The following is a 12,087-nucleotide window of genomic DNA, read 5'->3' on the forward strand; positions in this document are numbered from 1 at the left end:
TGATCAAGCGCTGTACTCTAGGAAAAGACTATACTCTAAATAAGTAATAAAAAGTTCAAATCTGGATCAATAGCCTGCTTGCCAAAATGCATGTCCAGCTTTGATCGGATCACCAGTTTCTTCATAGACTTTCAACCATACATCATATTGATGAATCACAGGATGTTGGTTTGGATGGAAGTCTTTCTTAAACCAATCGAAATATTCGCTTCTCATACGTGTCATGATGCCCTGCTTTCCGAAGAACCAAGGTAAGCCTTTACGGAACATATTGAAGCGTTCACGGCGACTAAAGCCATCATGATCGAGCATAATATTGGCACGATACATGGTGAAGCCAAACATCATCACTGTCGTGAAAGCGAGGGCAAATTTACGTGTTGTTTCAGGCACTTCACCAACTTGTTTCATCACATCGAATGCAACGTCACGATGTTCCATCTCTTCGATCGAATGCCATGCAAACAATGCACGTGCATAAGGGTGTGCATCTTCAAGGGTTTCTTTATAGTTATAAAATGTGTGTGCCATCAATGCGGTAAGATGCTCTGCTGCTGCGGTCATGGCAATATTGTATTGTGGCGAGCGTTTAGTCAGTTCAAACTTAAAAATCTTTTTAAGCATTGTCGTAAACTGATCGAGTGGCATGCCTTGTTCTTTCATCAAGTCATTCATTTTGTCATGCGCAATGCCGTGCTGTGCTTCTTGACGGATAAAGTCTTTGACCTTTTGTTGTAGCTCAGGATCTTCAATTTTATCTCGGAAGAGTCGAACCGACTCGATAAAGTAACGCTCGCCCTCAGGAAACGTTAGGCTCAGCGCATCAAAAATACGAGTACGGAATGGATCGTCACCAAACCAAAAACGTGGGATGTCGTCAAGTTTAAAATCCAAGTTGGTACGAACCACTGGATCAACCTTTTGATGCTGTACGAGTGCATTCATTTTTTATTTTCCTGCTGTCTTGATGATGTCATTATGGACGAGATTGTTCAAAAATGTTTTGACAGATCAAGTCAAATTTTATACAAATGACGACATTGTACAATCTCGAGTGTCAAGTTATGACTGTAAAACTCATCGTCGGATATTTACGCTTGATGCAACGTGTGATGAATCACTATGAGCTGACTTGGGAGAAGTTATCAGTTCAAGATGTTCTGGTACGTGCCTTTCAACAGAGTTTGCACGATGACCAACGCCACGAATTTGATGCCGATCAATATACCCAAATCATGCAAGCCATGCAGGTACATTTTGAGCGACCTATTGGCTTGGTCATGGCAGAGCATTTGGCACTTCAAGATATTGGGCTCATGGGTTATTTGGCATCGACCAGCATTGATCTAAAACAAGCGTTTGAGTTGTTTCAGAAATATTATTCATTGCTTTATAAAATGACCAATATCGAAGACATGACGGTCTTTGATGATCGAGAGTGTTTTTCGATTCAATGGCATGGTGGCTTTGAGGCGTGGCAGGTTTTTTATGAGTTAAACATTGCGATTTTATTTCGATATATTCAATTGATCGTACGTAAAGAAGAATTGATTCCACCAGAAAAAATTGCACTGGGCTATCAGCCTCAGTTTGCGCTACACCATTACGAGCAATTCTTTGAAACCAAAGTCGATATTCACCCTGAATATTATCTCATCACTGTACCCAAAAGTAATTTAGAAATTAAAAGTACTGCATCTGATCAAGCTTTGAATGAAATGTTGTCCATCCAAGCACAGCAGTCGATTGAGCAAAATAGTCAAAACCTCAGTGCCAAGCAATTTCGGCATAAAGTGGTGACATTGATGGAGCAATCGCTACAACAAGATCAGCAACCCATTCAAGCCTTTGTCGCAGAAAAGATGTTTTGCTCAGAACGAACATTACAACGGCAACTTTTACAGTTTGACTTACACTTTCAGACCTTGCTGGATGAATTTCGTTTTGAACGTGCGAAGTCGTTACTAATTACAGGAAAGCACCTTTCTGAAATCGCTCAACAACTGGGTTACTCTGATCAAAGTGCTTTTGGACGTGCGTTCAAACGCTGGTCAGATATGACACCAAAGCAGTTTATTCAGTCGAAAAGAAGCTAGTATTGCTCAAGATTTTATGATGAATATATTAAGTCACTATCAAAATAAAAACTAACTGGTCGCATTCAGTTTCACGACACTAAAATAATCTGTGCTATATGTGGTGAGTTAAAACGAATTTGATAAGGATTGAACGATGAATATTCAAGAAATGACAGGTTTGGAAATCATGCAAGCGTTTGCACGTGGCGAGATTCCTGCGCCAAGTATCTGTGAAACGATACCGATGCAACCTGTCGAGGTCGAATATGGTCGTGCGGTATTTTCTGCACAAGCGGATAAACGCCACACCAATCCTTTAGGTGGTGTGCATGGTGGCTTTGCAGCAACGGTTTTGGATTCGGTGACGGGTTGTGCTTCGCATACTGTTGTAGGTGCAGGTGAGGGTTACGGCACAACAGATTTGAATATCAAAATGTGTCGTCCAATCCCGTATGACACCAAGATGATTGCTGAAGGGAAAGTCATCAATGTCGGACGAAATTTGATTATTTCAGAGGCGTATTTAAGAGATGAGGCGGGTAAAATTTATGCGCATGCTACAGCGACCAATATGATTATTCGCCGTTAAGCGAAACCGATTCCAATTTCAATAAAAAAAGCACCTAAGACAAGGTGCTTTTTTATGAGCAGTGAAACTAGACCGCAGCAGATGCCGTGGTTTTCGGTTTCCCTAATCCTGTGAAAATCGCCAAGATGGCAAAGATTGCCAGCATCCAGCAGTAATAGACATTGCCAATCAAAACGAGTGGGGAAATGCTTGCAATCGAGCTTGCCAGTAAAATTTGTGCGCCATAAGGTATGACACCTTGTACCACACACGAGAAGATATCGAGTAAGCTTGCACTACGTTTCGGATCGACGCCATACTCAGCGGCAACTTCACGTGCAACATCACCCGAAAGTAGAATCGCAATTGTGTTGTTTGCCACGAACAAGTTAGAGAAAACCACCAAGAACGCAATACTGACTTCACCTGCACGTTGACGAGCTAGACGAAGCTTTCCTGAAAAGGAATAGATACGTTGTAATAACCATTCTAAACCACCTTGCTTTTGTAACATCGCAGACAAACCGCCTAAGAATACCGAAAGCAAAGTCACTTCAAACAAATTCACAAAGCCGTCATAGATCGAGTTGCTGAATTTCACCAAGCTATATTCAGGGGTAAAGAATGTGCCAAATAAACCTGAAACTAAAATCCCGACCATCAATACGGCAAGTACATGCAAGCGGGTAAATGCTAAGAAAAACACCACCAAATAGGGAATAATTAACCATGCGTTAAAGTCTTTCACTTCGATCGCATTGTGGTGTGAAAAGCCAATAACTGTATAGATCACGATCGCTAGGATACTCGCAGGCAGGGCAATCCAAATGTTGCTTTTAAATTTATCTCGAAGCGTTACATTCTGACTTCGTGTCGCAGCGATGGTCGTGTCTGAGATCATCGACAAATTGTCTCCAAACATCGCACCGCCGATGACCGCACCAATCGTTAAAGGCACTGCCAAATCCGTCGCCTGAGTAAAGCCAAAGGCAATCGGTGCGCAGGCAGCAATAGTACCCATCGACGTGCCCATTGCCGTAGCAATAAATGCTGAAATGATAAACAGCATCGGCAAGACGAACTGTACAGGAATTAGGGATAAACCAAATTGAACCGTGGCATCGACACTACCAATCACGCTACTGACATTGGCAAATGCCCCTGCAAGCATGAACACCATCAACATCAAGATTAAATTTGGATGGCTTGCGCCTTCCAAGAAGTCATTGATGGCTTGATTGATTGGTTTACGTGCTAAAAAAACAGCCAAAATTAATGCAGGTAAAACAGCAACAGGTGCTTTGAGTTGATAAAAGGCGAAGTCTGTACCGAGATAAGTATGATAAATCCCACTGCCCAAGAATAATGCTAAAAACAGTAGCAAAGGTAACAGTGCCAATGCATTAGGGCGGATTTTTTGAGTTTCTGTGGCGGTCATTTGTCGCTAAACTTTAGAAAATAGCCATCTAGTATAAAAAAATTAAAGATTTCTACAAATAACAAAAAGCAAAATTCATATCAATAATCGGATAAAAGGTGCTTTTACAGCAAATCATTCATTGAATAATGGATTGAATGTTTATAAAAAGCATGTTGAAATTTTGGTACAAAGTATCATTGAGCGATTGGATTTAAATTTTTAAAATGCTTTCCAAGTTTTAAAGATGAAAAACATTTGGCAAAAACTGCACTTTCTGCCGAATTTTCTTTATGATGGCAACAACACGATGTAATGGTAGGAAATACAATCTCATGTCACGTTTGGCACAGCGTTTTGCACAGTTACAAGCAGAAAATAAAAAAGCATTGGTGAGTTATGTGATGGCAGGTGATCCAACACCGTCAGTCACTGTGCCTTTGTTGCATGACATGGTTGCGGCAGGTGTGGATATTTTGGAAGTGGGATTGCCATTTTCTGACCCGATGGCAGATGGTCCAGTGATTGCAGTGGCTGCAGAGCGTGCGATTGCAGGCGGTACCAATACTTTAGATGCGATCCAAATGGTCAAAGAGTTCCGTCAGAATGATCAAGATACACCAGTAGTTTTGATGGGTTATTTGAATCCTGTAGAAGTGATTGGCTATGAAAAGTTTGTGGAAATCGCCAATGATGCAGGTGTTGATGGCTTGATCTTGGTGGATTTGCCACCTGAAGAAGCACAAGATTTTGATGCGATCTTGGCAAAGCATGACATGGATCAAGTGTTTCTCCTCGCACCGACCTCGACCGATGAGCGTATTGCCCATGTGGTGAAACAAGCGCGTGGCTTTATTTATTATGTATCGCTCAAAGGTGTGACAGGTGCAGCGACATTGGATATCAAGTCGGCAGCAGAACGTATTGCCAAGATCAAGCAAGTGACTGATTTACCAGTTGGTGTCGGCTTTGGTATTAGTGATGCGGCATCAGCCAAAGCAATGGGGCAGGTTGCCGATGCAGTGATTGTCGGCAGTGCATTTGTGAAGCCTTTTGCAACACTTTCACCGAGCGAAGCAAGTGCCAAAGCGGTGGAAAAAGTCAAAGAATTACGTGCTGCTTTAGATGAGTTATAAACTCATTTTCTAAAAATAGCGCAGTGAAATGAATCGGTTGGACAAAACTTGGATGTGTAGACATGAGTGAAGTGAAGCAAGAGCAAAAGCAGGACGAGAAGCAGAGCTTGTTACAAAGTAGCTCATGGTTTGAGCGTGAAGTGCCGAGCGTAAAAGTTCCTGAAGAAAACAAAAATAAGCCACTGTTTACCGAGCCGACCATTGAATGTCCAGAATGTCATGCCTTGGTGACACGTACGGCGATGTCATTTAACTCCTATGTGTGTCCGCAGTGCGATGAACATTTGCGTATGAAAGCACGTGACCGTTTGAATTGGTTTTTTGATCAAGTCAATCAAGAGCTCGGGCAAGAGTTTTCTGCTGGCGATCCGCTGACTTTTGTGGATAGTCGCCCATACCCACAGCGTATGGAAGAAGCACAGCAAAAGACAGGTGAAACAGAAGCCCTGATCAGTATGCAAGGTCAAGTCAATGGCGTGCCGATGATTGCGGTGGCATTTGAGTTTGAATTTATGGGTGGGTCAATGGGCACAGTGGTCGGCGATCGTTTCGTCCAAGCGGCCGAGTTGGCTTTGAAATTCAAACAACCGATGATCTGCTTTGCTGCATCAGGCGGGGCACGTATGCAAGAAGGCATGTTGTCCTTGATGCAGATGGCACGGACTTCGGCGGCGATCGAGCGACTGCATAATGCGAGTATTCCCTATATCGTGGTGATGACCAATCCTGTCTATGGTGGCGTGACTGCATCACTTGCCATGCTTGGTGATGTGCATCTCGCTGAGCCAAAAGCTATGATCGGCTTTGCGGGCAAGCGTGTTATCGAACAAACGGTACGTGAGAAACTCGATGAGCCATTCCAACGTGCAGAATATTTACTTGAGCACGGCGCGATTGATCAAATTGTGCATCGTCACGCATTACGAGATACAATCTACCGTATCGTAAGTAAACTGATGAATCTCCCTTGAGCCAGCCCAATTCTGATCAAACATTAAATATTCCAACAGCGCACGATCCATTACAGACATGGCTTGACTATTGGACTTCGGTTCATGTCACAGCCATTGATTTGGGCTTGGAGCGAGTGCTTCCTGTCGCTAAAGCTTTAGAGATTCTCAAGCCGAACCTTCAAAACAATGCCAAAATCATCACGGTAGCAGGGACAAACGGTAAAGGCTCAACCACAACTACGATCGCCAGTATCCTCAAAGCAAGTGGCTACAACGTCGGCTTATATCAATCGCCACATATTTTCCAGTTCAATGAACGTGTCCGCTTAAATGGTCAGCCTGCTGATGATGCTTTACTCATTGAAGCTTTCGTCGCTGTAGAAAATGCACGTCAACAGTGCAATCTAACGCTTTCTTTCTTTGAAGCAACCACGCTTGCGGCGTTTTATATTTTTAAACAACAAGCCTGTGATGTTTGGGTGCTTGAAGTTGGTTTGGGTGGTCGGCTTGATGTGGTGAATATCATTGATACCGATGTGGCGGTGATCATCAATATTGGCTTGGATCACGTCGATTGGCTCGGTGATACCATTGAAAAGATCGCTTTTGAAAAAGCAGGAATCATTCGTTCAAATGTTCCAGTGATTTTTGCAAGTAGCCAAGATTTACCTCAAGCGATTGCCGTTAAAGTCGCAGAATGTGATGCCAAGCTGATTCAATTCAATCAAGATTATTTTATCAATGAAGATCAAAGTAATGATCCAGATAGTTGGCATTTAGCAACCTCAGCTATGACGCTGCGCTTGCCACATGGACATTTGGCACAGATCAATCAAGCTGCTGCCATCATGGCGGTTTTGCAATCGGGTTTAAATATTTCCCAAGATGCGATTGCACAGGGTTTAGTGCAGGCGAAGCTCGCAGGACGTTTCGAGCTGCGAGAATATCAAGGGCAACAACTCATCTTAGACGTGGCACACAATCCACATGGCGCAGAATTTTTAACACAACAATTAACACGATACTTACAATTACATCCTGAAATCCGCCGAGTAAATGCGGTATTTTCTATGCTCGATGATAAAGACATTGTCGGTGTGATCAAATTATTATCAAATCATGTGCATCAGTGGTATATTGCGCCATTAGATGTGGCACGTGCAGCACCGATTGCACGGCTACAACAGGATTTGGCGCAGTTTGATCAGTCCGTCGTCGTGGCGGATACTGTGCAGGAGAGCTTTTTGCAGGCGATCGCACAGCGCACATCAGATCAATTGATCGTGGTATTTGGCTCGTTTCATACTTTAGAAGCCGTTTGGGAGTGTTTGGTGGATGGCAATGAATAATAAGCAACGTCTATTTGGCGGCGTTGTGCTGCTTGGTGGCGGCGTGTTATTGGCAGCAATTTTATTAAAAGGTCAACATCAAGACGACACTCGTCCACCATTGACACAACCTGTCGAACAAAGGGTTGAACAAAATCTAAACGGTGAAGCGAGCGCAACAGGTGAGCAATTCGACTTGCAACCTTTAGCTGTCGATGTGGAAACCGAACGTCGTCTACTCGAAGAACAACGTAAAGCCCGTGAAAAAGCCGTTGCAGAACAAGAGCAACTGGCAGCGCAATATCTTGCTATGCAACAACAAGCAGAAGCCGATGCCGCGCGTAAAGCCGCAGAAGAACATGCCGCCTTACTTGCATCGCGTCAGGCACAGATGCAAAGCTCAGACAATATTCCACCTGAATTGGTCGAAAGCGAACAATCAAAACTGGCTGCAGCGCAAAAAACTGCCGATGAAAAAGCCAAGATCGCTGAGCAAAAAGCCAAAGAGGTCGAAAAGCTGAAACAAGATGCCGAAGCAAAACGCAAAGCCAATGAAGTAGAGAAAGCCAAGAAAGCTGAAGCGGATAAACGGCAAGCAGAAGCAGATGCTAAGGCGAAGAAAGAAGCTGACGAAAAAGCCAAAAAAGAAGCAGAAGCAAAACGCAAAGCTGACGCTGAGGAAAAGGCAAAGCAAGAAGCTGAGGAAAAGCGGAAGGCCGAAGCAGATGCTAAAGCCAAAAAAGAAGCCGAAGCAAAACGTAAGGCCGAAGATGAGAAAAAAGCCAAAGAGGCTGAAAAAGCTCGTCAGCTACTGGAAGAAGGCGATAAAAACTGGATGGTACAAGTGGCACTGGCTGCCAACCAAGCCAATGCCGATGCTGTGACTGCCAAGCTCCAAGCTAAAGGTTATAAAGTCACACAAAGTAAAACCACCAAAGGCGTGCGCATCATGGTTGGACCATCGAAAAGCCGTGAAGCTGCCGATACCACACGCAAGAAGATCGCAGCGGATAGTAGCCTCAATATGAAATCTGCATGGGTGATCGACTGGGTGCCGCTCGATCAGCGTTAAGCTGATGGTTGAAAGAAATGTTGTAGAAGAACAGCCGAAAGGCTGTTTTTTGCGTTAAGCGTGTTATATCTTTAGGGTAAGCGTATTATTATCATTCGTAAAATGACATATTTAAATACATTAATCTCTATTGGTAGTGATGCCTTAATAGAAATGAACAAATACTCAAATGAGATTTTCTCTGATTTAATAGAACAAGAAATACATCAGATGTTAAAAGTTAAAAATGGATTTTATGCTTTTGAAAGTGCTTTACATATATTTCCTTCAATAGCTAGTGAAAAAGAAATCGGCTTAATTGATTGGAATAAAAATGACTTGTGGAAAGACAAATATCAGAAAGACTTGGATGGTATCTGCTTTTTTGCAGAAGATATTTTTGGTAATCAATTTTGTGTAAAGGACGACAAAATCTATCTTTTTGATGCTGAAACAAGTGACTTCGAGTTTGTTGCAAACAACTTGGAGCATTGGGCTGAGTTAATCCTGGCTGAATATGATGTCTTAACTGGCTATAAGATTGCACATCAGTGGCAAATTGAAAATGGCGTAATTCCAAGCTTTTATCGGTTAGTACCCAAAATACCATTTGTATTAGGTGGTGGGTTTTCTTTGGATAATTTATTTCTTTGTAGCTCCGTAGAAAGTATGCGTAGTAGAGCAAATATTGCAAATCAGATTTTAGATTTACCTGATGGTATGGAAATTCAAATTAAAGTTGAAAAGTAGAATAAAAGTCTATGTGTTTGAAATAACAAATCCCCCGAACAATTGCTTTGCACACCATAGCTCAGTAGAATGGACGACTCCAAAATTCTGCCAACAGAGTGGTCTATGTCAGCACGTAAAATCCTCGTCACCAATGCTTTACCCTATGCCAACGGTCCGATTCACATGGGGCATTTGCTAGGTTATATCCAAGCGGATATTTGGGTGCGTGCGATGCGTGCGATGGGACACGATGTGACATACGTCTGCGCTGATGATGCACACGGCACAGCGATCATGCTCCGTGCCGAAGCTAACGGCATCACACCCGAAGCACAGATCGCTAATGTTCAGCGTGAGCATATCCGTGACTTTGATGGTTTTGGTGTGCATTTTGATCATTACGACTCGACCCATAGCGACACCAACCGTGTTCGTTCACAAGAGATTTATCTGAAAAATCGTGAAGCAGGCAATATCGCTGTACGTCCAGTCAGCCAGTTATTCGATCCTGAAAAAGGCATGTTCCTCTCAGATCGTTTTATCAAAGGCACTTGCCCAAAATGTAAATCTGAAGATCAATACGGTGACGCCTGTGAAGTCTGCGGTACAACTTATAACGCTACAGAACTGCTCAATCCGCATTCGACGCTAAGCGGTGCAACGCCAGTCGAAAAATCTTCAGATCATTACTTTTTTAAATTGCCAAACTTTGCAAATTACTTGCAAAAATGGACACGTGACCAAGGGCGTTTACCGCTATCCATCGCCAATAAACTGGATGAATGGTTTGAAAATGGTTTGAACGATTGGGATATTTCTCGTGATGCGCCGTACTTTGGTTTTGAGATTCCTGATGCGCCAAACAAATATTTCTATGTGTGGGTGGATGCGCCGATCGGCTATATGTCGAGCTTCGAGAACTATGTAAAACAGAAGCGTCCTGAGCTGAATTTTGACGACTACTGGAAAAAAGATTCACAAAACGAAGTCTATCATTTTATCGGTAAAGACATTGTCTATTTCCATGCGCTATTTTGGCCTGCAATGCTGGACGGTGCAGGCTATCGCACGCCGACAGGTTTATTTGTGAATGGTTTCCTCACCGTCAATGGGCAGAAGATGTCAAAATCTCGTGGCACATTTATCAAAGCAGAAACCTATTTACAGCATTTAAATCCTGAATATTTGCGTTATTACTTTGCCTCAAAACTGTCTGATAAAGTTGAAGATTCTGACTTGAATTTGGATGATTTTGTCCAAAAAGTGAACTCGGATTTGGTTGGTAAAGTGGTCAATATCGCCAGTCGCTGTGCCAAATTTATCAACACCAATTTTGACAATACATTATCTGCCAACTGTGCTGAAACTGGATTAGTCCAAAGCTTTATTGATGCAGGTGACTCGATTGCCAAGTGTTATGAAGACCGTGAATTTTCAGCGGCAATCCGTGAGATCATGGCGCTTGCTGATCGTGCTAATCAATATATTGATGAGAAAAAGCCGTGGGCTTTGGCGAAGATCGAGGGTGAAGAACAGCAAGTCCATGAAGTCTGCTCAGTCGGGATTAACTTGTTCCGTCAGCTTGCAGTCTATCTTGCGCCAGTGTTGCCGACTTTGGCACAGCAAGTACAAGATTTCTTAAAATTGGACAGTTTTGATTTTGCTTCACGTACTACGATTTTGACCAATCACGAAATTACCCAGTTCCAACCGTTGATGCAGCGTGTCGATGCCAAAGCTGTGACGGCAATGGTTGATGATTCTAAAGACTCATTAGCGGCAACCGAGCCTGCAAAAGCCGACAAGAAAAAAGCCAAAACTGCGGAAAAGGCAGCAACTCAAAAAACGGAGACTGTTGTCGGTGACGCTGAACAGATCAAAATTGATGATTTTCTCAAAGTTGATTTACGTGTTGCAGAAGTGATGGATGCAAATATCGTTGAAGGTTCGGACAAACTGCTACAACTGACCTTGAATGTCGGCGAAGCTGAGCCACGCAATGTCTTTAGTGGCATTCGTAGTCAATACGCACCTGAAGATTTGAAAGGGAAATTGGTAGTGATGGTCGCCAACCTTGCGCCACGTAAGATGCGTTTTGGTGTATCGAATGGCATGGTGCTCGCTGCGGGAAATGGCGAAGCTATCTTTGTCGTGTCACCTGATAGTGGTGCAAAAGCAGGGGATAAGGTGTCTTAAATCTGCCTTATGGATTACCATCTTCTTTTTTATAAAGGATGATTGTTTTAATAGTTTTGCTGAGCAACGATATGGTAACCAACACCTGTGTTGCCATAGCACATGGTGCTGTAGTCTGAAATAACTGCGTCTCTTAAACCGTCACCATTGAGGTCTTTGTATGTGGTGATTTCACCTGTGTCACAGTTATCTTCCCAGCCATGTTTGGTTTTTGCAAAGCCAGCGGCTTTAAAGTTTTGGCTGGCTTCTTTAGCGGGAACATTGGGGCTAGTTTCTGCAAATGTGGTGGCGCTGAGTAAGGCAAGGATAGAAAGTGTGAGGATGGCGGTTTTCATTTTGTCCTAAAGTTTTTAAGTTCGTTATGGATGAAGTAATAAAATTTTTTGGAGATTTTAGCGGATTTTGGGGAATTAGCTAGGTGGTTTTAGCTATCCTTTATGAAGCGCTATTTTTTAAATACCTCTACCTAACCCTCTCCTAAAAGGAGAGGGAACTTCCAATATTCAATTTATGACAGCATTTAATTGGTAATGATTTGACCCTCTCCCTGTGGGAGAGGGTTGGGTGAGGGTGCTAGTCAAGCATACAAAATGACTTTGAAAGTTGTAGACGTTCTAAGTCTTTAAGT

10 protein-coding genes and 1 pseudogene are annotated in these 12,087 nt (G+C 42.9%); 8 read left to right on the forward strand and 3 right to left on the reverse strand.

From position 1 onward, the window contains the following. Positions 1-66: 66 nt before the first annotated feature. Positions 67-945, reverse strand: a complete 879-nt coding sequence (locus MKI79_RS04345) for a metal-dependent hydrolase (RefSeq protein ID WP_241570841.1) — start codon at positions 943-945, stop codon at positions 67-69. A 119-nt stretch (positions 946-1,064) separates the two neighbouring features. On the opposite strand from MKI79_RS04345, the gene MKI79_RS04350 reads away from it, so the two are divergent. Both MKI79_RS04350 and MKI79_RS04355 read left to right on the forward strand, forming a co-directional pair. Next, on the forward strand, positions 1,065-2,096 hold the full coding sequence (locus MKI79_RS04350; protein ID WP_241570842.1) for a helix-turn-helix domain-containing protein: 1,032 nt from the start codon (positions 1,065-1,067) through the stop codon (positions 2,094-2,096). A 136-nt stretch (positions 2,097-2,232) separates the two neighbouring features. Beyond that, positions 2,233-2,667 carry a PaaI family thioesterase gene (locus MKI79_RS04355; RefSeq protein ID WP_241570843.1) on the forward strand — a complete coding sequence of 145 codons (435 nt, stop codon included), beginning with the start codon at positions 2,233-2,235 and terminating at the stop codon, positions 2,665-2,667. A 67-nt stretch (positions 2,668-2,734) separates the two neighbouring features. Here the strand turns inward: MKI79_RS04355 and MKI79_RS04360 are convergent, their stop codons facing one another. Beyond that, positions 2,735-4,084 (reverse strand): Na+/H+ antiporter NhaC family protein, encoded by a 1,350-nt coding sequence (locus MKI79_RS04360; RefSeq protein ID WP_241570844.1) that lies wholly within the window; start codon positions 4,082-4,084, stop codon positions 2,735-2,737. Positions 4,085-4,398: 314 nt separating this feature from the next. Between MKI79_RS04360 and trpA the strand changes: the two genes are divergently transcribed. The 6 genes from trpA to metG all read left to right on the forward strand — a co-directional run bounded on the left by trpA (position 4,399) and on the right by metG (position 11,459). Continuing rightward, the gene (gene trpA, locus MKI79_RS04365) at positions 4,399-5,199 is read left to right on the forward strand and encodes a tryptophan synthase subunit alpha (protein ID WP_241570845.1); all 801 of its coding nucleotides are present in this window, start codon (positions 4,399-4,401) and stop codon (positions 5,197-5,199) included. A gap of 62 nt (positions 5,200-5,261) precedes the next feature. Beyond that, the gene (gene accD / locus MKI79_RS04370; protein ID WP_241570846.1) at positions 5,262-6,170 is read left to right on the forward strand and encodes an acetyl-CoA carboxylase, carboxyltransferase subunit beta; all 909 of its coding nucleotides are present in this window, start codon (positions 5,262-5,264) and stop codon (positions 6,168-6,170) included. Further along, on the forward strand, positions 6,167-7,501 hold the full coding sequence (gene folC, locus MKI79_RS04375) for a bifunctional tetrahydrofolate synthase/dihydrofolate synthase (protein WP_241570847.1): 1,335 nt from the start codon (positions 6,167-6,169) through the stop codon (positions 7,499-7,501). The genes accD and folC overlap by 4 nt, the downstream gene beginning before the upstream one ends. Next, entirely contained in the window at positions 7,488-8,552 is a 1,065-nt protein-coding gene (locus MKI79_RS04380) for an SPOR domain-containing protein (protein WP_241570848.1), read from the forward strand. The genes folC and MKI79_RS04380 overlap by 14 nt, the downstream gene beginning before the upstream one ends. 102 nt (positions 8,553-8,654) lie before the next feature. Next, on the forward strand, positions 8,655-9,281 hold the full coding sequence (locus MKI79_RS04385; RefSeq protein WP_241570849.1) for an SMI1/KNR4 family protein: 627 nt from the start codon (positions 8,655-8,657) through the stop codon (positions 9,279-9,281). Between the two features lie 105 nt (positions 9,282-9,386). After that, positions 9,387-11,459 carry a methionine--tRNA ligase gene (gene metG / locus MKI79_RS04390; RefSeq protein WP_241570909.1) on the forward strand — a complete coding sequence of 691 codons (2,073 nt, stop codon included), beginning with the start codon at positions 9,387-9,389 and terminating at the stop codon, positions 11,457-11,459. A 56-nt stretch (positions 11,460-11,515) separates the two neighbouring features. On the opposite strand, the pseudogene MKI79_RS04395 reads toward metG, so the two are convergent. Then, positions 11,516-11,794 (reverse strand): annotated as a pseudogene (locus MKI79_RS04395) (hypothetical protein); the annotation flags it as partial. Between the last annotated feature and the right edge of the window lie 293 nt (positions 11,795-12,087).

Source organism: Acinetobacter sedimenti, from assembly GCF_022601685.1.
In the GTDB taxonomy this organism is placed as follows: Bacteria; Pseudomonadota; Gammaproteobacteria; order Pseudomonadales; family Moraxellaceae; genus Acinetobacter; species Acinetobacter sedimenti.